Origin of the sequence: Vibrio sp. 10N.247.310.17, from assembly GCF_041466605.1 — a bacterium.
Lineage (GTDB): Bacteria > Pseudomonadota > Gammaproteobacteria > Enterobacterales > Vibrionaceae > Vibrio > Vibrio tasmaniensis_A.
The window spans coordinates 1-23578 of the sequence record NZ_JBFSTC010000062.1; the positions used below are offsets into that span (position 1 = coordinate 1).

The 23578-nt window shown below is 43.1% G+C and carries 20 protein-coding genes and 1 pseudogene; 15 read left to right on the top strand and 6 right to left on the bottom strand.

Features of this window, described 5'->3' with window-relative positions:
- Nucleotides 1-54: 54 nt before the first annotated feature.
- The 9 genes and pseudogenes from AB6D80_RS16375 to AB6D80_RS16415 all read left to right on the top strand — a co-directional run.
- Nucleotides 55-1389 (top strand): annotated as a pseudogene (locus tag AB6D80_RS16375) (putative bifunctional diguanylate cyclase/phosphodiesterase); the annotation flags it as partial.
- A gap of 847 nt (nucleotides 1390-2236) precedes the next feature.
- Nucleotides 2237-3979: an EAL domain-containing protein gene (locus AB6D80_RS16380; protein ID WP_012601022.1), complete on the top strand. Its 1743-nt coding sequence runs from the start codon at nucleotides 2237-2239 to the stop codon at nucleotides 3977-3979.
- A 226-nt stretch (nucleotides 3980-4205) separates the two neighbouring features.
- Nucleotides 4206-4577, top strand: a complete 372-nt coding sequence (locus AB6D80_RS16385; protein WP_017111621.1) for a GntR family transcriptional regulator — start codon at nucleotides 4206-4208, stop codon at nucleotides 4575-4577.
- Nucleotides 4574-5428 (top strand): ABC transporter ATP-binding protein, encoded by an 855-nt coding sequence (locus AB6D80_RS16390; protein ID WP_371703140.1) that lies wholly within the window; start codon nucleotides 4574-4576, stop codon nucleotides 5426-5428. The genes AB6D80_RS16385 and AB6D80_RS16390 overlap by 4 nt, the downstream gene beginning before the upstream one ends.
- Nucleotides 5428-6285 carry a hypothetical protein gene (locus AB6D80_RS16395; RefSeq protein ID WP_372189084.1) on the top strand — a complete coding sequence of 286 codons (858 nt, stop codon included), beginning with the start codon at nucleotides 5428-5430 and terminating at the stop codon, nucleotides 6283-6285. The genes AB6D80_RS16390 and AB6D80_RS16395 overlap by 1 nt, the downstream gene beginning before the upstream one ends.
- A gap of 948 nt (nucleotides 6286-7233) precedes the next feature.
- Nucleotides 7234-7527 (top strand): putative quinol monooxygenase, encoded by a 294-nt coding sequence (locus tag AB6D80_RS16400; protein ID WP_371703145.1) that lies wholly within the window; start codon nucleotides 7234-7236, stop codon nucleotides 7525-7527.
- The gene (locus AB6D80_RS16405) at nucleotides 7520-8107 is read left to right on the top strand and encodes a nucleotidyltransferase family protein (protein WP_372189086.1); all 588 of its coding nucleotides are present in this window, start codon (nucleotides 7520-7522) and stop codon (nucleotides 8105-8107) included. The genes AB6D80_RS16400 and AB6D80_RS16405 overlap by 8 nt, the downstream gene beginning before the upstream one ends.
- Nucleotides 8108-8183: 76 nt before the next feature.
- Nucleotides 8184-8711: a DUF4823 domain-containing protein gene (locus AB6D80_RS16410; RefSeq protein ID WP_009844743.1), complete on the top strand. Its 528-nt coding sequence runs from the start codon at nucleotides 8184-8186 to the stop codon at nucleotides 8709-8711.
- A 259-nt stretch (nucleotides 8712-8970) separates the two neighbouring features.
- The gene (locus AB6D80_RS16415) at nucleotides 8971-9408 is read left to right on the top strand and encodes a bifunctional diaminohydroxyphosphoribosylaminopyrimidine deaminase/5-amino-6-(5-phosphoribosylamino)uracil reductase RibD (RefSeq protein ID WP_371703148.1); all 438 of its coding nucleotides are present in this window, start codon (nucleotides 8971-8973) and stop codon (nucleotides 9406-9408) included.
- A gap of 17 nt (nucleotides 9409-9425) precedes the next feature.
- Here the strand turns inward: AB6D80_RS16415 and AB6D80_RS16420 are convergent, their stop codons facing one another.
- Nucleotides 9426-9878, bottom strand: a complete 453-nt coding sequence (locus tag AB6D80_RS16420) for an NUDIX pyrophosphatase (RefSeq protein WP_371703149.1) — start codon at nucleotides 9876-9878, stop codon at nucleotides 9426-9428.
- A gap of 291 nt (nucleotides 9879-10169) precedes the next feature.
- On the opposite strand from AB6D80_RS16420, the gene AB6D80_RS16425 reads away from it, so the two are divergent.
- From AB6D80_RS16425 to AB6D80_RS16435, 3 genes are all read left to right on the top strand, one after another.
- Entirely contained in the window at nucleotides 10170-11882 is a 1713-nt protein-coding gene (locus tag AB6D80_RS16425) for a pseudouridine synthase (RefSeq protein ID WP_372189088.1), read from the top strand.
- A gap of 184 nt (nucleotides 11883-12066) precedes the next feature.
- Complete coding sequence (locus AB6D80_RS16430; protein WP_371703152.1) at nucleotides 12067-12447, top strand: hypothetical protein; 381 nt, start codon at nucleotides 12067-12069, stop codon at nucleotides 12445-12447.
- Between the two features lie 322 nt (nucleotides 12448-12769).
- On the top strand, nucleotides 12770-13930 hold the full coding sequence (locus AB6D80_RS16435) for a multidrug effflux MFS transporter (protein ID WP_371703165.1): 1161 nt from the start codon (nucleotides 12770-12772) through the stop codon (nucleotides 13928-13930).
- 201 nt (nucleotides 13931-14131) lie between these two features.
- Here the strand turns inward: AB6D80_RS16435 and AB6D80_RS16440 are convergent, their stop codons facing one another.
- The 4 genes from AB6D80_RS16440 to AB6D80_RS16455 form a co-directional block, all read right to left on the bottom strand.
- A complete protein-coding gene (locus tag AB6D80_RS16440) occupies nucleotides 14132-15490 on the bottom strand; it encodes a Na+/H+ antiporter NhaC family protein (protein ID WP_372189090.1) in 1359 nt (452 codons plus the stop codon).
- A gap of 190 nt (nucleotides 15491-15680) precedes the next feature.
- Nucleotides 15681-16445 (bottom strand): fumarylacetoacetate hydrolase family protein, encoded by a 765-nt coding sequence (locus AB6D80_RS16445; protein WP_371703157.1) that lies wholly within the window; start codon nucleotides 16443-16445, stop codon nucleotides 15681-15683.
- A 67-nt stretch (nucleotides 16446-16512) separates the two neighbouring features.
- Nucleotides 16513-17565, bottom strand: a complete 1053-nt coding sequence (locus tag AB6D80_RS16450; protein ID WP_371703159.1) for an MBL fold metallo-hydrolase — start codon at nucleotides 17563-17565, stop codon at nucleotides 16513-16515.
- A gap of 187 nt (nucleotides 17566-17752) precedes the next feature.
- Complete coding sequence (locus AB6D80_RS16455) at nucleotides 17753-19537, bottom strand: SgrR family transcriptional regulator (RefSeq protein ID WP_372189093.1); 1785 nt, start codon at nucleotides 19535-19537, stop codon at nucleotides 17753-17755.
- 602 nt (nucleotides 19538-20139) lie between these two features.
- On the opposite strand from AB6D80_RS16455, the gene rimK reads away from it, so the two are divergent.
- The gene (gene rimK / locus AB6D80_RS16460) at nucleotides 20140-21045 is read left to right on the top strand and encodes a 30S ribosomal protein S6--L-glutamate ligase (protein ID WP_012601042.1); all 906 of its coding nucleotides are present in this window, start codon (nucleotides 20140-20142) and stop codon (nucleotides 21043-21045) included.
- Nucleotides 21046-21077: 32 nt separating this feature from the next.
- Complete coding sequence (locus AB6D80_RS16465; protein WP_004733090.1) at nucleotides 21078-21506, top strand: RimK/LysX family protein; 429 nt, start codon at nucleotides 21078-21080, stop codon at nucleotides 21504-21506.
- Nucleotides 21507-21581: 75 nt separating this feature from the next.
- Here AB6D80_RS16465 and AB6D80_RS16470 read toward each other — a convergent pair whose 3' ends face one another.
- Nucleotides 21582-22370, bottom strand: a complete 789-nt coding sequence (locus tag AB6D80_RS16470) for an MBL fold metallo-hydrolase (RefSeq protein ID WP_371703924.1) — start codon at nucleotides 22368-22370, stop codon at nucleotides 21582-21584.
- A 387-nt stretch (nucleotides 22371-22757) separates the two neighbouring features.
- Between AB6D80_RS16470 and AB6D80_RS16475 the strand changes: the two genes are divergently transcribed.
- On the top strand, nucleotides 22758-23360 hold the full coding sequence (locus AB6D80_RS16475) for a 2OG-Fe(II) oxygenase (RefSeq protein ID WP_371703922.1): 603 nt from the start codon (nucleotides 22758-22760) through the stop codon (nucleotides 23358-23360).
- Nucleotides 23361-23578: the final 218 nt, after the last annotated feature.

Genomic DNA, 23578 nt, shown 5'->3' on the forward strand with positions numbered 1-23578 from the left:
TTTATCGCCCAAACTGGTTAAATTTTAACAGTGACAACTATCCTGCCAGAGGGGGAAAGTGAACTGCTATTAAACCTAACCTGTACCACCAAACAAAAAGAAAATTTGATTAAAGCTCGATATAACGCAGAGCACGACTGCCTCACTGAGCTCTACAACCGCCGCGGGATCACCAAAAGGCTCGAATCGAGCATTGCCTGTCGCTCGCCCTTTTAATTGATGTTTGTGGACCTTGATGGCTTTAAGTTGGTAAATGACACTTATGGGCATGGTGTTGGTGACCAACTACTCAAAAAAGTTGGCAAGCGTCTTAAACAGATCCTCGACGAAACATGCACAATCGGTCGCTTTGGTGGTGATGAGTTCATCGTGATTGCTCACGCCCGAAAAAATCAAAATATCCCGTTACTCTGCTCTCGCATTATCGATTCTTTGAACAAAAGCTTCCAAATAAAAGGAATTGGCACCTTATCTGTAGGTTGCAGCATAGGTTCTGCTCATTTTCCAGATAATGCCACGGATAAAGAATCATTGTTAAAGCAGGCCGGAATGGCGATGCATGTTGCCAAAGCCAATGGTCGGAACCGCTTCCAAACTTTTACTCCAAATTTAGCGCAGATTCTGCATCGGCAAGTAGAGATACGCCATAGGTTAACTCTGGCACTAGAAGGTGATGACCTCAATCTTCATTACCAACCGATAATGGACACCAATAGCAATAAAGTTAAAGGGTTTGAAGCCCTACTTAGATGGTCGGATAAAGATCTGGGCAATATCGAGCCTGATGAGTTTATTAGCCTAGCGGAAGAAACTGGACAGATTGTTCCACTCGGAAAGTGGGTCCTTAACTCTGCACTTAAGCAACTGTCGATATGGCACCGAGAATTTGATGATGAATTGGTAATGAGCATCAATATCTCGTGTATTCAGATGCACACTACTTTTGCAGAGCAACTATCGGCAATGCTCAACTTCTACAACATACAACCTAAAAGTATCGCCCTTGAGATCACTGAATCCTCAATGATCTTCAAACACGGTGAAGTCAGACAAGCATTAGACGATATTTCAGCGCTAGGCGTTGAGCTACACCTTGACGACTTCGGCACTGGCTACTCCTCACTCTCTATGTTACATGACTTGCCAATTAGTACCGTTAAGCTAGATAAAAGCTTCGTCCATGGCACCTATAAAGGGAGCGAAGCGATTGTCCAAGCCACCTATGCTATCTGTGAAAAAATGGGGCTTAAGGTGGTTGCGAAAGGGGTCGAAACTGAAACACAAAAAGCTTTCTTAACCAGTTGCGGATATCAATATTTACAGGGATTTCTGTTCAGCAAACCTATCCCACCCGATGAAGTCGAAATGCGATTTTTGTCTAGTAGATAACTCGGCTCTAAGGGGGTTACTTACTAAAGCAATTAAACTCCCCAAGCACAATATAATTATGTAAGTGGTAAATGCGCAAATGCTATCAACTATACCGCTTACGTAAATTTTACGTCATACCCAAATCTAGATAATTTACACTTTGGTTAGTTGTAATTAAATCACCATTTAAATTACTCCCCAATGTCACCCTAATATAATTATCAATATCCAACCAACCAAAGTAGACATACTTATACTATGCTCTGGAAAATAATACTAGATATTACCTTTTCTTATAGATCGGGTAATCTTGAATTTATTTCCTTTATTTACATAAAGTTAAATGACATTAAAATAAAATCAAACCATCCTTATAGAAACAGTCCAACTACAGAAGTAAAAACAAGTGCAATACAAATTAACATAGAAAATAAAACTATATTCTCAAAATTAACAATAAATAAACCATATCGAGATAATCATAAAAAACCGGGCGATCTGACATATAAATAATTTAATCATATAAAACCAAAAGCCAAATTAGCTTTCCAAAGAGGGAATGACAAAAATTACAGAACAAGACAAAAAGTAAAAATCCAGCCCCTAGAAATGGATAAATGCCAAAATAAATGGATAAATCCACTTTACCCCTTGTAAATCATCAACTTTTATTTATAAATTCAAGTTTTGGGTGAACATCTCTATAACCTGTTATTGACCCCAAAATTCTGCGATTAGTATCAACATCTTGAGAGAAATAGTGACATTAGTTATGTTATTTAGAAAGGACTCTTAGGTTGAATGAAAATCTCAGCATCACATATCAATCACGTAAATATAATAACTATCGCTTAGGAGTTAAGCTATGCATTGTTCTTTCAATATAAACAATAACTATGAGAGCTTGCAATTAATTTATAATGAAGAAAAAATATACATAAAAAGGAACAGTAATAAGATATCAGAGGAAAGTCTTAATAGTAAAGAAAGTTTTGTTTTCAAATATCTTATTGAGCATTCGTCGATATCAAACCCTCAATCTGCTAGAGATGTTGAAAAGTCATTTAAATTACACTTCGATGAAGAGTTCAGCTTGTACGCTTTAAAGAACATTATTGCTTCGATAAGAAAAAAGTATAGGAATCTGTGTAAGAAAGCCAAAATTAACAATAATAGTGAACTTATCTCGAACCTTTATAAGGTTGGTTATTTTATCGACCTAGATAAAAGTACAACCAACCGTATAACACCAAAATACAACATCAACCAATTCAAGCTCAGCCATATCGAGATGTTGAAGCTGATGCTCAACACTTACCAAAAAGAGTTGATCAGAGGCTTTATAACCGTTTGTACCGTTTCTTCATTTTTTTTGTTCGTTGTCTACTTCTTCCAAATCCTTTATACAACGAAAATTGCAGATGAATACAGTAAAAACGCAAAGCAAATAGTAGAGGAAGTAATGAACTATGGCTGTGATAGCGAAGTTGCAGTGTACGCATTGAGGCACTCACTTAACCTTGATTCTGTTTTGATGACAACGCCATATGGTTCATGCTACATATCCAAAACACAATCAAAAATGGTTGAACTAGACCAAATTGAAAATTTTGACGATAGCCTAGATTTTGCTTATTCACGCTTCTCAGACCCCAAAGAGGACATCGAACTCATTGCGCGTATTTCTAAATGGTCTATTGAAGCTAGATATAAGAACTCATTACTCCCTCTTTTGGTTGATTCAGTTTCCATACAAAAAAATGGTCACTACATATTAAACCTAGGCGAAAACAGTCAGCCTATTTATCAAGCCCCACTTCCAACCGGTGCAACCATCACTTTCTACAGTGATGATATTGTGCTTCTGTGGGTCATTTTTTCTCTGGTGATCGCCACGCTACTTTATCGCTCATATATTCTTGGCTTTGGCATTTACCTGCTTCGTTGGCGACACATATCCTTCGAGGAAGAGCCCATAATCAACACCGACGACAATAGCGTTTTATATTACGAGTTATTGTCTAGAGTGCGCAACGTAGGCGTTCTGAGTTTCATCAACACCATGAGACGTACTAATTTGTTGACCTTTCATACTATTTTAATCATTGAAACAGTAAAAAAAGCGAAGTTGGACAACAGCCATGATATCTACGGTGTCAATGTGTGCCCGAGTGCGTTGGTGGGATCTAACTTTACGAAGCTCAAAGAGCATTTAGTCACGATGGAAGCGAATGAGTTTGTCGTAGAAATAACAGAGTATTCAAACATTGGCTATGGCTATGAGGTCATCGACAACATCAAAATGATCAAAGATCTTGGAATCACCATCGCGCTAGACGACTTTGGTACAGGTAACAACAACATTGAAATAATTAGTGCTATCTCTCCGACCTACCTAAAACTGGATCGTTGTTTTGTTAAAGACATTGAGTCAGGAGATTATCATCAAGGAGTATTGCTTAATATATCGGAGATTGGACGCTTATCAAACATCACGATGATTTATGAAGGTGTCGAGACGCGCAGGCAGCAATATATCTTATGTCAGTTAGGCTACAACCTACATCAAGGTTATCTGTACAGTCGACCTAGTCACTCGGAGGAGTAATTATCTTCCACCTCATTTAAATATTGATGACCTCCCTTTTCTTGTTTAATTGCAATTGATCATACAACGACTTGAGAGCCCACAAGGAAGTAGGCTTCAAGTGTTCTCATAACCCAATACATTTCTCCCAAACACAAAAATCTACTCTTCATTTTTATAAAAACCTTGCCAATCTGAATAAAAGGTTTAGTGTTATACACATGTATATCACCATGCAGTTTTAATTATGACCGAATGGAAAGACGACCAACCGATCTTTAGGCAGCTAGCTGCAAAGATCAGTGACCAAATTCTTCAAGGTGTTTGGTTAGAACAACAAGCATTGCCCTCAGTGCGTGCTGTTGCTGCCGATCTTAAAATCAACCACCTTACTGTCATGAAAAGCTACCAGTTACTGGTTGATGAAGACCTAGTCGAGAAAAAACGCGGCCAAGGTATGTATGTCGCAGAAGGGGCACTTCAAAAATTGAAAGAGTCCGCACATCAATCATTCATCAACACACAGATCCCAGCCATCGCTGAGACGCTAGGCATCATTGATATGAGTGTCGAAGAACTCGTGAAACAGCTAGAACAACATATAAAGGACAAGTCATGAGTACTTTACTTTCAGTGAAAAATGTAACTAAAACCTATTCAAATCAAGTGGGTGTCGAGAACATCAGCTTTGAGTTAAAGCCGGGGCAAGTGCTTGGGCTGCTAGGTCACAATGGCGCAGGTAAATCGACCTTGATCAAATCACTGCTTGGTGGGCACAACTATCAAGGTGAGATTGAAGTAAATGGCTACCACCCTATCCACCAGCACGCTGAACTCATGTTGCACTTATCGTACATTTCAGATGTGAACGTATTGCCTGAGTGGATGACAGTAAAGCAACTGCTTCGATACACACAAGGCGTTCACCCAAGCTTCAACAAGCAAAAAGCAGAACAGACGTTAAGCAGCACCAACATTAAGCTGACTTCGACTATCAAGCAGCTTTCTAAAGGGATGAAGGTACAACTTCACCTTGCGATCATCATCGCGACCGACACTCAAGTGTTGATCTTAGATGAGCCAACGCTAGGTCTAGATCTGCTCTACCGCGATACTTTTTATCGCCACCTCCTAGAGTGGTTCCATGACGGCGAACGCGCGATGATCATTGCCAGCCATGAGGTTTCAGAGATTGAACACCTATTAACGGATGTATTGATTCTAAAACAAGGCCATTGTGTGCTGCAAAAGAGCATGGAAGACATCGAAAACGACTATTTCATTATCGATGTCGCAAACAACCACTCAAGTGAAATCCAGAAACTCAATCCTCTGACCTCACAGCCTGGGCTAGGAACCACTAAGTGGTTATTGGAAGGCCAATATAAAGCGCAAGTTGAATCATTGGGTAACATCTACAACGTTGGTCTCGCAGACCTATTCCTTGCAACACAGACGGAGAAGGCATAATGCACCCAACTTTTTATATGCTAGAAAAAGAACTGATCGAGCACAAAATTAACACTCGATTACCTCTATTTATCGCGTTATGTGGTTTCTTGCTGTTCGTTAGTTTGTTTTTCAATGGCGCAGCGCAGCATGAGTTCTTCTTCCAAATGGAAGTGAATGGCGACGTGAGCGACATCCACAGAGAGTTTGCACAAGACCTCAACTCAGTGATCTACTTTGGTGCTGGCCTTATTTCACTCATACTTTCGACGCTTTACATCCCTAAAACACTGCGTAAAGAGCGCCAAGAAGGCAGCTCGATGTTTTGGAGAAGTATGCCTGTATCCAATGCCATGACTCACGGCGTGAAGCTAGGCTTCGGTCTAGTGGTTATTCCGGCTATCTGCGCGCTATTAGTTCTATTCGCTGACTTCTTGTTTTGGGTACTGAACGTTTCAAGCGAACAACAATTGGCATTGATAGTAGAGCAGCAATCACTGTTTTATGTGCTGAGCAATTGGTTGGTATTCTTTGGGCGAATGATGTTAGTTGCACTGGTTTTATTGCCACTAGCAACCGTTACCCTGGCAATTTCGCAGTTAGTGAATTCTCCACTGCTTGTCATTTTTATCTCAAGCTATGCGATTAAGTTACTCTCGGTCGCCGTATTTGGATTCTATGGCATCAATGACTTCTTCTCTCTCATCGCATCACTACCAATAAAGGTACTAACGGCGAGCAACCCATTCTGTGCGATTGCAGAAGCGCCGGTTTTGTCTTTGGGTATTTATGTGCTGATTGGTGTTGGCGGCTATCTGCTGAGCCTAAAGCTAAATAGAACGGACGATGTGAGCTTGAAGACGCTGTTCCAACGATAGAGTCACTTATTCTGAGCCCTCAACGGGTAACCAAATCAGATATCAAAATCTAAATCTAAATCAAAGCTTCTGAGAAATCGGGAGCTTTTTTATTGGCCGCTGTTTTATTGTTAGGTGCTTTGAATTCTAACAACGGTTTTCGTGATAGAGGCAAAGGTACGGATTGGTGGTTGGTTTTGGTTTTGCTTCAGAGTGCTGAGCGGGTAAAGATAAACTAGGAGGTATTAATGAGCTGACATTCAATTGCATTACTGTTAATGCCTGCCAGCTCTTTGGGGGGTAATTTCTTTAGTCGCCGACCAGATGAAGGTCCTTGAGAGTGCTATTGAAATCGGTTTGTTGCGTTTTACATTTGATTAAGCTGTTCAGCTTTTTTAAAGCTTTACGATTTAAAGCTTATTTCTTTGAAGCTTCTTTCGCTGTGTCTTTCCAGTATTGGATGCGAACGCGATGAAGCTGTGCTCTTCTCATTTTTTTCATAAGGGATATTTCCTTTTCTTTATCTGCTCTTCATGAGCTATTTTTATTGCCTACCATTCGAATCTAACGGTGTTTGATGGCCAGATCAATGATACAAGTCACAAAATATATAGAGTTTCGAGTACCATTTACATCAAAATATGACCTAGTTATCAACTATGGCTCAATTCAATCTATTAAGCCGTTGTTCGAAATTTAGATTAGTTATCTCAGATGACAAATTCATTTCAGTATCAATACAGTTCAGTGATACGTATTTAATAGACCGGACTAACACGGATTTAGTTCCCAATATTTACCTTTCTCGCTCCCCCTGAAGAGTTACACCGTAACCAAATTTACATTCAAAATGGTCATTTTTTCTCCACGCTGAACTGTACGGCACAAACTCAAAATGGGATTATGTTTGTAACGGAAGAGCTTTTAATAGAAAAAGACAGTAATGGATAAAATCAAATGGACGTGATCATGAGTAAAGTCATTCTACAAGGGCATATTCTTGTGCCAGACAACGACCTAGAAGCCGTCACACAAGCGCTGGTTGTTCATAAGGAACTCACACTCTCAGAACCCGGTTGTATCGTGTTTCGAGTCAGTCAAAGCTCACTTCAACCTAATCGTTTTGAAGTTTATGAAGAATTCACTAGCCGTGAGGCGTTTGAAGCGCACCAACAGCGAGTAAAAACGTCTGAGTGGGGTGAAACCTCCAAGAACGCAACACGTCACTACCAAGTCACCGATGTTCTGACACCTAATGATTGACCCGCTAGCCAACCGTATCATCACGTTGATCAAACAAGATCCCTTGCGAATGCAGGTTTTAGACTGTGTCTCTCAACTGAATTTACCGCAGTGTTATGTTTCGGCGGGCTTTGTGCGAAATCTCGTTTGGGACTACCTACATAACTATGCTTCCCCGACTCCACTTAATGATATTGATGTGATCTACTTTGATCCTATTGATACCTTCTACGAATCGGGTCTTAGATACGAGGCTCTACTTCAACAACGGTTGCCTGAATTAAATTGGCAAGTTCGCAATCAAGCCAACATGCATACTCGAAACGAGGATCAGCCCTATCAAAGCTCATTGGATGCGATGAGTTACTGGCCAGAGAAAGAAACCGCAGTCGCCGTCAAGCAAAGCCCGATAGGAGAAATCGAGTGTATTTCCGCTTTTGGTTTAGAGAGTTTGTTTGATTTAAAGATCACACCGAATACCAATCGCAGCAGAGACGTGTTTGACCAACGAGTTCAATCTAAAAACTGGTTAACTCATTGGCCCAAGTTAACGATTGGTTGTTTGAGTCTCAAAGGGTCCTTTGTCGCTCGTACTAATTAGTCGCAAATTTTATACATTAATATGTTTAATATAAACTATGGTTAATATTAACTCACATCCATATAAGGTAGCTATTATGTCGATTTTACGTGCGTTACTGATACTTATAAGCTTAGTTATCATTGGGTGTGCTGATACACATAAACTTCAGGTTACGGATGTAAACTCGACAGCTAAATTTGAAACAAGTGATTCAGTTTTAATCGGCCGCTCAAAGAATGGGGAGTATGGGAAGCACTATTATTCAGGCTCTGGACTAATGGTGAGTAAAGCTCTTCAATCAGAGTTATTCACAAAACTAAACAACGTCGCAATCGCTAACCAAGCAGCTGATTACAATTTTGTCCTTGAATATGCGAAAAGCAATGAGTTCGACTACTTAATTTTTCCTACCATATTACACTGGGAAGATCGCGCGACTGAATGGTCAGCTAAGCCAGACAAAGTAAGCGTAAAAATTACAGTTGTTGATGTTAAAACAAAAGTAATTATTAAGTCTGGCATAATCGAAGGAAAAAGCGGGCTAGCTACCTTTGGCGGTGACCACCCACAAGACTTATTGTCAGAGCCGGTCAGCGAATTTATGGCTAGCCTATTAAATTAATTATCGTGGTGATTCAATAATTGAGCTCTATTGCGTAGACAACATCAACTCGACCTTATGACACCGTAGTTAGCATGGTTAACCTATGTCGAATCAAACTTTGCCTCTGTAAAACCATTGACTAAAAGCCCAATCAGATCGAACATGCCCCCCACTTACTTAGCTTATTAATTTATTAGCTTAGTAAGTTAGTAACTAACTCATCAACCGCGCCTGGCCACTAATCTGCTGCGCTCTCTCGTCATACTGAGTAACGACCATGAACCAACAATACATGCTGCAAGCTCTTGAAGCTTCGCGCCAAGCCCTACCCGATTGCCAACCAAACCCGCCTGTGGGTTGTGTTTTGGTGAAGAACGATAAGGTGGTGTCTGTTGGATATACGCAAAAGGTCGGTGGAAACCACGCCGAGGTTGAAGCACTGAATGGCTATGACAGCGAAACGGACGGAGAAATGGAAGGCGTTACCGCTTACGTAACTTTAGAGCCATGTTCATTTGTTGGCAGAACACCCGCTTGCGCAAGTACATTGGTTAAAGCAGGTGTAAAACACGTAGTAGTGGCGATGCTAGACCCTGACCCTCGCAATAATGGTCGTGGTGTGGCGATACTCGAGTCGCACGGCGTGAAAGTCGATGTAGGGTTATGCCAAGAACAGGTAAGCGCCTTTTTAACCCCGTATCTTGGTAAGTCCTAGCTCTTAAACAGCCAGTGCTAATTCAATTTCACTCGGTAAAGCGGATTGACTGGCTTATCGACAAAATACGACCAAATATGATCGTAGACGGCATGTTGGTTGGGGAACGGCGCAAGTGCTTTCGCTTCCTCTAAATCGCACCAGCGGTACTCTGTATGTTCGTCATTCAGTTCAATCGCTTGGTTGGGTGGGCATAGCACCGCAAACACAGGGATTAGCTGAATCACATTAACGTGAGCCTCGTAAAACTGCTCCAGAAACTGCGCGTTATACAAAGCTTCCACTTTAATTTGGGTCTCTTCTTCAAACTCGCGCACGATAGCCTGCCAGCCTGTTTCACCTGCTTCAATCGAGCCTGCGACATGGCACCAAAACTCGCCCTTAACACGCTTCATTAGTAGCATTTTCATTTGTCCGTCGATCTCTGAAAGAGCGACACCGGATACAATTGAAGTATTGAGTGGAATCATAACGTTACCTTAGTTTTCATAAGAGGGCGGCAAGGCTACCACCCTTCGTTTGTGAAGTTACCTTCTATGATTAAAAACGAGAAGTTACTCATCAATTAATGAAGTTCAAGCCATAACTCATGGGTTCCGTGTTAACCGTCTCGCTTAGCTATCCAGTAATAGAACCATTTCTTATTTGAGGCGCTTTTCGATAAAGAGTAGAATCGCCGCCTTGTACTGTGTTTAAAACCTTTAAGCATACACAGTAGACTCACAACCCTTTATCACCACGATATAAGTATTAATACGACTATGCACTCATCAAAACCAACGCGCGACTCAGAAAACAGCCATACTTCTGAGCATTGCTTCACTCGTTTTCAACAGCCGATCGAGTCATATTCGTTGCCTGAGCGTTTCACATTCCCGTTCTACTACGAACCGCACCCACTGTGTGAAATCGCCTCTCATCAGCTTCAACAATATCTAGAAACGCAAACCGATTGGCAACATGACTTCGGGCTAAATTCAGACGCAGGCCGCGGCAAAATGTTTGGTGTGTTACTGGTGAAAAGCCCTGAAGGTGAGCTTGGTTACTTCTCTGCTTTCTCTGGAAAAATCGCCGACCAAAACCTACTGCATCACTTTGTTCCGCCCGTATTCGACATGTTGAGTAACGACAGCTTTTTCCATCAAGACACGGCCGACATGATGGCTGTGAATGCGAAATTTAAAGCGCTGCAAGCAAACGCTGATTACCTTGAACTGTGCGAGCAACTGGCACAACAAAAAGCACAAGCTGAACAAGAGATTGAAGCTCAGCGTTTATTAATTATAGAAGGCCGAAAAACACGTAAAGAACAACGCGAACAATGTAAAGAAAACCTTGATGAGCAAGCCTTCGAACAGCTAAATAACGAGCTAAACAAAGCCAGTGTTGCCGACAAGAACCAGCAGAAATATCTTAAGCTCAACTGGGAACAGATCCTAAACGAGTTACAAATCAAAGTTGATGTGTTCACTCATCAATTAGCTGAACTCAAAGAGCAAAGAGCACACCTTTCTCATCAGCTTCAGCACAAACTGTTTTCACAATACGCTTTCCAGAATGCGGAAGGTAACATTGAGGATCTCAACCAGATCTTTGAAGACACGCCAAACAAGATACCACCAGCAGGTTCTGGCGAGTGTGCCGCACCCAAGCTTTTGCAATACGCGTATTTAAACGGTTACACACCATTGGCACTGGCTGAATTTTGGTGGGGTCGTTCTCCAAAGTCGGAAATCCGCAAACACAAAACATACTACGCCTCTTGCCAAAGTAAGTGTGTACCGATTTTAGGCCATATGATGAAAGGCCTTGAAGTCGATCCCAACCCATTGCTAGAAAACCCAGCAGAAGGCAAAGACCTCGATATCTTATTCCAAGACGATCACATCGTTGTGGTGCACAAACCAGCAGGTTTTCTATCCGTACCGGGTAAAACCATCAAAGATTCAGCCTACACTCGCGTTCAAGAAATGCATCCCGATGTTGAAGGGCCATTTGTTATCCACCGCTTGGATATGGCGACCTCTGGCATTCTAATATTTGCGCTTACACGACGTGCGAACAAAAGCCTACAGAAGCAGTTCATTACTCGTGAAGTTGAGAAGCGTTACGTGGCAATGATTGAAGGCTTTCTAGCAGAAGATGAAGGCTATGTTCGACTGCCATTGCGTGGTGATTTGTATGACCGTCCTCGTCAGATTGTCTGCTTCGAACACGGCAAGCCTGCAGAAACCAAATGGGAAGTGATTGAGCGAAACGAGCAAACTACTAAGGTTTACCTGCACCCTAAAACAGGGCGTACACACCAGTTGCGTGTTCACTGTTCACACGAAGAAGGCCTTAACATGCCTATCGTCGGTGATGGCCTATATGGCAATAAAGCCGACCGGCTGCACCTACACGCAGAAAGGCTAGCACTGCACCACCCAGTCACCAAAGAGTGGATGCAGTTCCAGTTCGACGCCGAATTCTAAGCGTTAAGACTACTTTCTGCGTTGAGCCTAGGAGATAAACCAGAGTCACAAACCATTTGTGACTCTGACTCCCTCTTCCTCCTACCCCTTTCGGATAATTCTCCACGCTTATTGCACTACATCAAGGTCCACTTTTTTGTGACGAGTAGCATGCGCCTCTTCTTCTTTTCTTGAGGCCTTTGATATGTCATCAGCTGCTTTGAATATACAACCCAACACAACGACTTCTTCCGTGATCGCTTCGCAAGCACTAAGCTTGAAACCACTCACAGAAAAAAAGCCAGACTTAAACTCGGCAATGCTCAATCTAATTGAAGAAGTGAAAAACGAACTCCCTCTTTACGAGTCGGAGACGTTTATCTGTGGACCGAAAGGAAACTGCTCTGGTTGCTCTAAGAAATTATTGGAGATGGTCGACAGTGAATTGATGTATTGGGAACACAGTATTTCAATCGGCCAAGGCCCTAACTTCGAAGAATTACGCCGTTTTGGTAAGCTATGCAGTAGTGTTAGACGCGGCCTAGAACGCAACGGCTTGGTAGAAAAGCGCCCAAAGAAAAGATAACCAGCTAGCTCACAGCTACTACAAGCTTTCGATGAGCATTACAAAACATCGATCCGCATTACAACCTATAAATCATCATTGCAATCCAGCCTAGCCACTAACAGGTTGAACTCGTTCACTATAAGAGTGATAATATTTTGTAATACAATAAGTACCAAGACAAACCATTAGAGATTTCCGCCAAGTTCTTGAGCGAATCCATCCTTCATGTCTAGCGTGTCTTAAATCTTCTGAAAACCAACATCACATCCATTAAAAGCCCTTTATTGGATAGCGGGGAAATACCTTGAAGAAACCACAACCAATACTGGGTAAGACCGGTATGCTATTTTTCCTCGTCATCATCAGTGCGTTTCCTCCATTGACCATCGACCTGTATTTGCCAGCCCTTCCGCAAATGGTTGAGGTGTTTAATACTGACCGATCAATGGTCAACCTAACCCTGAGCAGCTACTTCGTGACCTATGCAGTTGGCCTGTTGTTCTGGGGACCGCTCAGCGAAAAGTTTGGACGTAAGCCGATTCTGCTCATTGGCATCGCAAGCTATATGGTGGCGAGCGTATTATGTGCAATGACCAATAGCATAGAGCAGTTGATTGGTGCTCGTATATTCCAAGCCTTTGCGGGCAGTGCTATCACAGTTATCGCAACCGCCATTGTGAAAGACCTTTATGACGGCCGAGAACGCGAAAAGATCATGGCGACTATCATGTCGTTGGTGATCATCGCGCCGATGGTTGCACCTGTATTTGGTGCCTTTCTACTGAAAATTGCTTCTTGGCGAATGATGTTTGTCACGCTCGCTATTTTTGGTGCGTTCGCCTCAGCATTGGCACTTTGCTACCGAGAGACACTTGAAACTAAATACCAAGGTTCTATGTTCCGCTCATGGGGCAGAATGGGCGTGGTCATGAAAAACCGATCGTTCATAAAACTGCTGGTCATTTTCTCTATTACACCAATGGCACTAATGGGCTTTCTTGCGGCGGGTTCTTATATCTACATCGATCACTTTGGATTGACCGAACAGCAATTCAGTTACGCTTTTGCGTTCAATGCATTGTGCGCCTCATTTGGCCCAACAATTTATATGAAGTTGTCCTACAGAATATCAGTTCAAAAGGTCATCTCTGGATGTTTTGCTTTATTGGCGATAGCAGGAATCTTTACCCTAACCATCGGCGACTTGTCCCCTTGGTTCTTTATGTTTATCGCAGCACCAGCGACGCTGATGGTTATCATCATGCGAGTACCGGGCACCAACTTAATGCTGAACCAGCAAGATCATGACACGGGCTCTGCCGTCGCATTGATTCAGTTCTTTAGCATGATTTGTGGTTCACTTGGTATGGTGTTGGTTTCAATCCGCCCAGAGTCGCTGATTGAAAACCTCGGCTTTATCCAATTATCCATCGGTACGCTAGGCGGCCTGATGTGGCTAATGGTCAGAAACAAAGAGTTCGTGACTAATAAGCTGAATTAAAGCTCTCAAGCCTAATTGTCATTCACACTACAATAAACTTGAAAACCGCTATAACGAAATTAGAAACCGTCTACATAGGCGGTTTTCTTGTATTTGAAGACGTACATTGAATTTTCAAGCCATGAGTTTCACGCACAAAAAAGCTCCTATTAAGGAGCCTTCTTATCAGAGCCAGTGAGCACTCAGTTTGGTCAATTACTACTAAGCGTTAGCCACTTTACGCGCTGGGTGTTTAATAAACACAGCGACTACAGCCACGATTGCAAGCGCGAAACAGTAGTAAGAGTTAGACACGATCTCTAGCGGCGATAGGTTAAACACAGAGCCCAATAGCAACACCTGAGCACCGTAAGGCAGTACGCCTTGAATCACACACGAGAAGATATCCAATAAGCTTGCAGAGCGGCGTGGAGATACATCATTCTCTTCAGCTAATTGGCGAGCCACACTACCAGAAACAATGATTGCTACCGTGTTGTTTGCCGTACATAGGTTCACCATTGATACTAATCCTGCAATGCCTAGCTCACTTGCGCGGCCATTCGCTTGCTTAGAGTGAGAAGAACCAAATGCACGAATCAAACCGCTCACTAAGTTAGTCAGAAACGCTAATCCACCTTGGCGACGCATCAGCTCACTCAAACCACCAATCAGCATCGACAGTAAGAAGATCTCTTGCATGTTGCCAAAGCCTGCGTAGATATCTTGAGCGTAATCCGTCATACCGTAGTGCTCAATAGAACCTAGGCTCACTCCACCCGCTAGCAAGATACCAATCGTCAACACAACGAACACATTCATGCCCGATACCGCAAGGATTAGAATAGTGATGTACGGAAGGACTTTCAGCCATTCAATTGGGCCCGTTTCAGGTACCTGAGTCGCCGTGCTGTTGAAAGCAAAGATAACAATCGCGATAAGTGCAGCAGGAAGTGCAATACGGATGTTCTCTTTAAACTTGTCTCTCATCTCACAGCCTTGCGAGCGAGTCGCGGCAATCGTGGTATCAGAGATGATTGAAAGGTTATCACCAAACATAGCACCACTTAGCACTACGCCAGCGGTTAGAGGAATACTCATGCCAGCTGAGTCAGCAATACCTAGTGCAACAGGAGCAACCGCAGCGATAGTACCCATCGACGTACCCATTGCGGTCGCAATGAAAGCAGAAATAAGGAAGATACCCGGTAAAATCATGCTTGTCGGAATCGCCGACAGCCCAAGGTTTACGGTTGCGTCAACGCCGCCTGACGCTTTAGCTACAGCCGCAAAAGCACCCGCCAATAGGTAGATCATACACATTGCGATAATGTCTTTGTGACCTACTCCACCTAAGAACTGTTCGATAGCACGGTTCAATTTATCTTTGCTTAGCAACAACGCTAGCATCACTGCAGGCAAAGCCGCAATCGGAGCTGGAAGCTGATAGAAAGCAAAATCGACGCCTTGCAGTGACAAGTACGTACCTACGCCAATAAACAGCGCTAGGAACACGATCAGAGGGATAAGCGCAACTGCAGAAGGTGCAATTACAGCATTAGAATTTTTTGAATTGGACATGGAACATCAACGCAATAGAACAGGAAGATGAGCAGACTAATGTCACACTTAAGGCTTGTCAACGTCTAGACGTCTAAACGCCCAATTTAATGCAAAGTAATAAGCACATCATTGAACATCACATAATAGAAAAGGCTACTTACTAACCAGTAAATAGCCTTTCGAGAACAGATCATGTAAGCAGAAAACTTTATAACTTTTGTTTAAATATCACTTCATATTCGCCCAGCTCGTCATAACGTACTGTCGTTAGTTTATCGAATTCGACTTCAACAACACCACAATATGACCCGGTAATAATGGCCTCCCCCGCTTCGAAGCTAACACCGCGTTGAGTCATGGTGTTAATCAGCCAATAGATAGGAGTTTGTGGTAGTGAGTTTGGGTGCTTACCAGTGAAGGCTTGCACTTTCTCATCTTGAGTAATAGCAATCTCAAAGTTCGCCGCTGCAAAAGCGCTCTCTTTACTAAGCTCAGGGCCAAGAAACAAACCTTGATTAGCTAAGCCATCGGCCAACACTTCATAGAACTCTACGCCACTATCATCGGCAAAGCGGGATTGAATAAGCTCTAAAGCCATGCGACACGAACCGATAGCCTCATTAACTTGCTCTTCAGTGTAACCATTGGAATTTGCTGGTAAAGGCTTGGCCAAGACAAAAGCAATTTCAGGTTCAATACGAACTACTCCGTTATCCGAAAAAGCCTCGCATTCAGAACCAAACTGAACGCTATCTTCGAAAATAGGCGCAACGATCAACTTCTCTTCGCTCAATGGCAACAGGCATTTCCAACCACCGACTTTACTGCGGTGAAGGTCAACCATTGATGCTTGAATGTGTAAAGAATCTTCAAGGTTGTTCGGGCGAAATTGATCACTCATTCGCGCTGCTTTCATACCAGAAACTCGGTAGCTTAGTAACTCCTTTGCCGCTTGTCTAAACTTACTTTGCATGTCTTATCACCCTGAAATTATAGGGCTTTATAATACTGAAATTTATAGCTTGTGGGTAGGTATCCAATTACAGTTTCCACCATGCTTGAACAGGTACTTGTTCTGAAATCACCAAACGTTCACCCATCACAGGGCTTACCATTTGTACATCTCGCTCTTTGCTTATCGCCAGTGCTTGTTCCATTGGGTCTTGCCAATCATGCATAGAAAGGTCGAAGGTACTGTTGTGGATTGGCATCATCACCTTACCTTGCAGATCAATGTGCGCCTGAACACTCTGCTCTGGGAACATATGAATATCCGCCCAAAGTGAGTTATACGCGCCCGTTTCAACCATGGTTAAATCAAACGGGCCGAAGCGGTCGCCAATCTCTTTAAAGCCGCTGAAGTAACCAGAATCACCACTAAAGAAGACTTTCTTGTCTGAAGCGTTAATAACCCAACTGCCCCACAGTGTTTGGTCACGATCAAGCAAGCCACGTCCAGAGAAATGCTGTGTCGGTGTCAACGTGAACTCAATGTCTGAGGCTGTTGCTGATTCCCACCAATTCAATTCGATGATCTTCCCTTTATCCACGCCCCACTTTTCCAATAGTGCGCCAACTCTTAATGGCACTAAGAACGTCCCCACTTTGTCGGCGAGCACCTTAACGGCACCTTTGTCTAAATGGTCGTAGTGATCGTGGCTGATCACCACCACATCAATATCGGGTAGGTCTTGCAGTGTGATTGGTGTCGGATGAAAACGCTTTGGTCCCATCCATTGCACTGGTGATGCACGATCACTGAACACAGGGTCAGTCATCACTAACTTGCCATCCAGCTTCATCATCACGCTTGAGTGACCTAAGCGGTAAGCAACGTCGTCTTGTTCTTCGATCAATTGCTCAGCTGTCATTGGAATCAAAGGCAATGCAGCGCGCGGCACTGGCTCATTTCTTTCCACAGTCACGTATGCTTTCAAGATTGAAAAAATATCAGACATACCCGATTTGTATTCCAACTCACTGTTAGCAAACTTCTTTGGAAGCTTATCTAGATTGTCGTTTGATTGTGAACCTGTGCTTACGATAGCGACCACGGCAAGTACTCCTAAAATCGGTAATAGATATTTTTTCATTGGTATCTCTTTAACCGTTGGGATAGACCCAACACATAAACTACACCGACTAGTTTACATGTCAAAACCAAAAAGTAAACCACCGAGTGTAATCTTTAATTTATCTAGACGTGAGCGTGTCAAAGTCGATTTTGGAAAAACCAATTTTGGCAACGAGTTAACTTAGTTATTTAGCTAGTCAGAAAGGTTAATCAGCAGACCATACATTCTTGAAATCTGGCCATCCCCAGTTGGTGATGGCAACGTTTTTCAGAATCCCTTGGAAACGAACGGTCTGTAAGTGATGGAACATGGGCACTAACCAATAATCTGAGATCAGAGTAGACGCGATGGGTTCTAGCTCTGCCAAGTAATTAGGCAGTTCAACCGATGCTTTATGACTATCCAAGCGCTGCTTGAGCCAGTCGCTGTTCATCTCTCCCAAAGCAAAGTGCAAAACAGGATCGTTCATCATCCATGAGAACAGCGAAGACGGGGCATTGTCATCGAGGTTGAGGTTACACAACACCAAGCCCTCCTTTAACTCGCCACTCTGAGAGAGCTGCGCCAACTCTCGAAAACTGTAGGTGTTCACCTCAACGTCTACGCCATATCGTTTGAGTATGTCGGATACGCAAATCGCACATCGATACAACGCATAATAATCGTAAACCGCAATAGTCATCTTTTTCGGCAGCTGTGTCTCTTTCGAAGGCGTTCGATACAATCTCTTCCAACTTGGCAGTATATTTTGAGCTAAAGAGACACTAAACAAACCCTTATTGTGTTCCAGCTGAGACAAAATCGCTTGTGGGTTGGTCAGTTCTGAAAGGTATTTGCGCTGCTCATTATTTAGTGGGCTAGCCGCTGAGTTCTGATTGAATAGGATAAACAAACACCCATCCTCAACTCGGCTACGAAGGCCATCAGTTTCAGCCGACACCAGCTTCGCGTCGCTTTTCCCTAATTGATGGAAGCAAGATGAATCTTCATAAGGTGACACCTGCATTTGGCTGTCATCAAAGCGAGCACTGCCCGTCATCGACTCTTCGAATTGCCAAATAGTCACTTCATCCGTTAGAGAGCGACAACCATAATAGTGTTCAAATGCGGCAAGCTTGATGCGTTCGTTACTAGTCTCAACCACTTTGAAAGGGCCGGTTCCAATCACGGCATGAGACACTGAATTCAATGGCGATGGCTCACGAGTCACTTGCGCAGCAGGTTGAATCGAATACTTAACGCCAGCCAATAAGCCCGCGAAGCCAGTGTCTGCTTTGGTCAATTGGAAGCTGATCCTTAACGGCTGTTCACTGTAAACCGAAGCGACATGGGCGAGCTCTGTCTGATAGAAAGGTAGCGGTTGTAAGGCGGTAAATAACGACACGAGTTGCTTGGCGTCAACGGGTTGACCATCATGGAAGGTTAAGCCCGGGCGCAAATAGAAAGTCCAAACTAATTTTTCAGCATCATATTCCCAATGGTGCGCCAGTTCAGGCTTCAACTTGCCCTTGCCATTACAAGTGACGAGGCAACTGAACACTTGCCTGATCAAAAATCGTTCGCTACTGCGGTGAATATGATGCGGGAATAGGTCTTCAAACTTACGTTTATAGGTTAATTGAACGTGCAGCAGCCCTTCACGCATCGTCGCGCCAGAGGTTTCTTGGAGGAGAGAGCCAAATACAGCGCGGTCATTGTCTAGAATTGAGAGTGCTTTTTCGTATTTGCCCTGCTCTATCAGTTTACTAGCAACATGTTGAGTCAATTCTTGATTGCTATAGCGCAATGTCAGGTTAGAACGTTGATTCCTGCCGACTTTTGGCTCCCACACCAACCATTCAGCCTGATGCATCTTGCCTAACAAGGTTCGTGCATGGCGCAAGCTGGTGAACAGCTTATCTGCGACCTCAGTTAAGGTAACCGAATGTGAGAGGTTAGGCTCAAACGAATCTAGCCTTGTGTAGTAACGCATCATGTTTAGATCAGACAAATAATGAACCTTTTTAGAAACAACCCTTCCTGATTAAGCTCATTATAAAACACATCAGCCCAAAAGTAGCGCTAAAAGACAAAAACAGGAACAACCTAGTAAAAACCCATCTGTTTATTACTTCCTATTAAGTGACCATAATTAATGGGTCAACAAGGAACTTTGAGTTCCCACCAAAGCCTAATACAAGAGAAGTAACCATCATGAGAAAATACTATCTTAATAAGCTTAAAAGCACCTGTAGCAAGCTCGAAAGAGAAGCACTACGAACACTTATAGAGCTATGTAACTGGCGTTATTAGTACACTTTTAAGCACCGAGTTAACGCGAGTTGATACAACCTAATATGCTCCTACCCCCAATATGAGTTAGGTCTCAACTCGCTTTTCCATTCAAAACGCCCTCTAAACCCTGCTGTACCAATCACTCACACATACGATAAATTTCTGTTGTCGACTCGACAAATTTAATTCGTTTTCTTAGTTAAACGAAAAGCCTTAAGGTTCGCCCCGAAGCAAGCAAAGAGCCTCAGAAAAACTGAAAGCTCAGCTAACAACTCATTTATTTGCAGTTACCAATCAGGTATTAACTAAGGAAACGCCATGCGTATCGCAATTCTTTCTCGCAACGAAAACCTATACTCTACTTCTCGCTTAAAAGCGGCTGGAGAAGCTCGTGGTCACCAGGTCGATGTTATCGACACGCTGCACTGTGATATAGATATCGCGAGTAACAATCCGAAGATTCGCTACATGGGTGAAGAGCTACCTCAATACGATGCTGTTATTCCACGTATTGGCGCTTCCATTACCTTTTACGGCACTGCGGTTGTTCGCCAATTCGAAATGATGGGCACTTTTTGTATCAATGAGTCAGTAGCAATCAGTCGTTCTCGCGACAAACTGCGCTCACTACAATTGTTGTCTCGTAAAGGTATTGGCTTACCAAAAACAGGTTTCGCAAGCCGCCCAGACAAAATTCAAGACTTGATCAAAAACGTAGGTGGTGCGCCACTGGTTATCAAGCTTCTTGAAGGTACTCAAGGTATCGGCGTGGTTCTAGCAGAAACAAACAAAGCAGCTGAAAGCGTTATCGAAGCATTCATGGGCCTAAAAGCGAACATCTTGGTTCAAGAGTTCATTGAAGAAGCTAATGGCGCAGACATTCGTTGTTTTGTTGTGGGTAACAAGGTTATTGCAGCAATGAAACGCCAAGCTGGTGAGGGTGAATTCCGCTCTAACCTGCACCGTGGTGGTACAGCTCAACTGGTTAAACTAACCAAAGAAGAGCGCGCTACAGCGATCAATGCGGCTAAAATCATGGGTTTAAACCTATGTGGTGTCGATATTCTACAATCTAAGAATGGCCCTGTTGTAATGGAAGTGAACTCTTCTCCAGGCCTAGAAGGTATCGAGAAATCAACAGGCAAAGATGTGGCAGACATGATTTTCGAGTTCATTGAAAAAAATGCAAAACCAAACGCTAACCGTACTCGTGGCAAAGGCTGATTAAACGACGTTTACTCATGATTGGAAAAAACATGAACAATAAAATGATCATAGGGAATACAGAAGCACTTTGCTTACCAGAGTTAGGGATAACTGGACTACATACGCGTGTTGATACAGGGGCTCAAACCTCTTCTCTACACGTAGACAATCTACTATGTGTAAAAACAGACGGTGAAAACTTCGTTGAGTTCGATCTTCACCCAGACGTTTACCACCTAGAAGAGACAGTGCGCTGCAAGGCGAAGCTGAAAACAAGTAAAAGAATCAAATCATCGAACGGCGAAGTTGAACACCGTTGTGTGATTGAAACCATGCTAAAAATCGGCGGTCAGGAATGGCCTATCGATATCACACTAAGCAACCGTCAAGATATGACTTATATGATGCTGCTTGGTCGTCAAGGCATGAGTGACAAAGTGATTGTTGACCCAGCGGGGGAATTTCTAATTTCTCACTAATTGAACTGCTCCACAGCTCAAATAGTGAGTCAACAACGCGCATTAATAAAGGCCAGTCTTTGAGACTGGCCTTTATTATTTATGGCGATTTTTTTTATCTTTAAACCCAAATCGCCAAACAGATTTAACCAAACCTTTGAGTTTGATTTTAGTCACTCGCCAATGTGTCACGGGCCTTCTTGGCGCACTCATCAACAGATGTTCAAACGCTTGCTCACTCAAATTCACTTGTCCCCCATGCGCCACCAGCAAGGTGTCGAGCTGCATGTTATAAATACGGGATACCGACTCTCGATACTTATTGGGATGAAAAATTGGGAAAGGCGGAATCAGCTTCTTTTTGACCTCGACCATTAAATCTGCCACATAGGCGACACTGTGTGATGGGCAATAGACGGAAAGATCTCTGTCGGTATGGCCTGGCGTTTCCAGAACCAACCAGTCATCAAAACCCGGAATGCTGTCTCCATCCGATAGCTTGTAGTCCGGCTTCAACTTTCTTGAATACCACAGATTTGCTTTAGGCTTACCCAATCGGTTCGCCATCCAACGTGCCAATGCCAGATCGGTCAAATGCATCAATATACCATCGATGCCGTGGTACCAGTCTTTGTCTCGATCTGCTGCCACCAAATTACAATTCGTGAGCTTTCTGAGCTTGTGCGCTGCCCCTGCGTGGTCTGGATGCATGTGCGTAACCACAACCGTATGTAGATCAGAAAAATCACGCATAAGCCCTGTTTCGATGAAAGCCTTCAAATGCGGGATGTCGGCTCGACACGCACCATCAAGCAAGAGCAACCTCTCAGGGTACTCTACGAGATACATGTCTTGGATATAGCCTTTGATGGTATGAAGTTGCAAATCCACTCCTTGTGATAAAACAACTGGTCAGACCTATACAATAGCAAACCCACCATCAATTGTGATCATTTTGTTAAAAGCAACAATCTAAAACCGGATAGAGAACTCGAATCAAGATTTCCATTGGTATCCACTCAATTACTCAAATCCAACGTTACTCAAGTCCAATTTAACTCAGAATAATGAGGGCACATTCCAAAGATGACCATCAATTTCATCCGATATTTTTCAGCATTATCGAATGCTCACATCACCGAAAACCTTGCTCAACAAGCCTTGCGCTTTAAGCACTGAGCATCATTTGTCGTGACGACAAAACATGTGATTTGGTGACCTGAGTTATTCGGACTATATATGCGCCTCTAATTTATTGTCTGAGTGCTGTACATGAACCAACTTATCGATGCTCTTTCTACCCAAGGTTACTTTGTTTGGGATGACTTCTTAACTCACGAAGAAGTAGTGGCATTGAGGGATTGCCTTCCAGAGAACTGGAAAAAGGCTAGGATCGGCCGTAACGATGATGTAGCACGAGAAGCAACGATTCGTAGTGACAAAATTCAGTGGGTACGCCGTGATATGGGCGAACCCGCATCTCTGTTCCTAGACAAAATGGAACAAATTCGTTTAGAAGCAAACAGAGCGTTCTTTTTGGGTCTGTTCGAGTACGAAGCGCACTTTGCTAAATACGAAAAAGGTGACTTTTACCAGAAGCACTTAGACTGCTTTAAAGGTAATGAAAACCGCCGCCTAACCACTGTGTTCTACATGAATGACGAATGGTCTGAGGAAGACGCAGGGGAGCTCGTGGTTTACGATCTAAAAGACAACCACATTGCGACCATTCCACCAAAGTCAGGCCGCTTATTTGTGTTCTTGTCTGAACAGTTCCCACACGAAGTGTTACCAACCAACACAGAGCGATTCAGTATCGCAGGTTGGTTCCGTATTAACGGCGTGAAAGACAACCAATTAGACATCGCGCACTAAAACTGTATCCACATCGAACCTTATTCTTAGCCTCTCCATCGAGAGGCTTTTTTTTGGTCAGAAAAACGTCTTGAAAGCCAAATACATCAAACATCAAATCCATCAATAACTTTTCTCTTAAATAAAATCGAAATGAATCTTTCACATCAGTGAAACGCTTTAGCCACGTAAGTGAAATATACCCTGTTCAAGATAGCTTCAAACGATACCCCTACCGT

Bases quoted from the DNA above. Each gene is read 5' to 3' on its own strand.
- AB6D80_RS16415 (WP_371703148.1), top strand. From the start codon at position 8,971: ATGAACCAACAATACATGCTGCAAGCTCTTGAAGCTTCGCGCCAAGCC.
- AB6D80_RS16390 (WP_371703140.1), top strand. From the start codon at position 4,574: ATGAGTACTTTACTTTCAGTGAAAAATGTAACTAAAACCTATTCAAAT.
- AB6D80_RS16440 (WP_372189090.1), bottom strand. From the start codon at position 15,490: ATGTCCAATTCAAAAAATTCTAATGCTGTAATTGCACCTTCTGCAGTT.
- AB6D80_RS16420 (WP_371703149.1), bottom strand. From the start codon at position 9,878: ATGATTCCACTCAATACTTCAATTGTATCCGGTGTCGCTCTTTCAGAG.
- AB6D80_RS16435 (WP_371703165.1), top strand. From the start codon at position 12,770: ATGCTATTTTTCCTCGTCATCATCAGTGCGTTTCCTCCATTGACCATC.
- AB6D80_RS16430 (WP_371703152.1), top strand. From the start codon at position 12,067: ATGTCATCAGCTGCTTTGAATATACAACCCAACACAACGACTTCTTCC.
- rimK (WP_012601042.1), top strand. From the start codon at position 20,140: ATGCGTATCGCAATTCTTTCTCGCAACGAAAACCTATACTCTACTTCT.
- AB6D80_RS16475 (WP_371703922.1), top strand. From the start codon at position 22,758: ATGAACCAACTTATCGATGCTCTTTCTACCCAAGGTTACTTTGTTTGG.
- AB6D80_RS16410 (WP_009844743.1), top strand. From the start codon at position 8,184: ATGTCGATTTTACGTGCGTTACTGATACTTATAAGCTTAGTTATCATT.
- AB6D80_RS16405 (WP_372189086.1), top strand. From the start codon at position 7,520: ATGATTGACCCGCTAGCCAACCGTATCATCACGTTGATCAAACAAGAT.
- AB6D80_RS16465 (WP_004733090.1), top strand. From the start codon at position 21,078: ATGAACAATAAAATGATCATAGGGAATACAGAAGCACTTTGCTTACCA.
- AB6D80_RS16445 (WP_371703157.1), bottom strand. From the start codon at position 16,445: ATGCAAAGTAAGTTTAGACAAGCGGCAAAGGAGTTACTAAGCTACCGA.
- AB6D80_RS16395 (WP_372189084.1), top strand. From the start codon at position 5,428: ATGCACCCAACTTTTTATATGCTAGAAAAAGAACTGATCGAGCACAAA.
- AB6D80_RS16400 (WP_371703145.1), top strand. From the start codon at position 7,234: ATGAGTAAAGTCATTCTACAAGGGCATATTCTTGTGCCAGACAACGAC.
- AB6D80_RS16425 (WP_372189088.1), top strand. From the start codon at position 10,170: ATGCACTCATCAAAACCAACGCGCGACTCAGAAAACAGCCATACTTCT.
- AB6D80_RS16450 (WP_371703159.1), bottom strand. From the start codon at position 17,565: ATGAAAAAATATCTATTACCGATTTTAGGAGTACTTGCCGTGGTCGCT.
- AB6D80_RS16385 (WP_017111621.1), top strand. From the start codon at position 4,206: ATGACCGAATGGAAAGACGACCAACCGATCTTTAGGCAGCTAGCTGCA.
- AB6D80_RS16380 (WP_012601022.1), top strand. From the start codon at position 2,237: ATGCATTGTTCTTTCAATATAAACAATAACTATGAGAGCTTGCAATTA.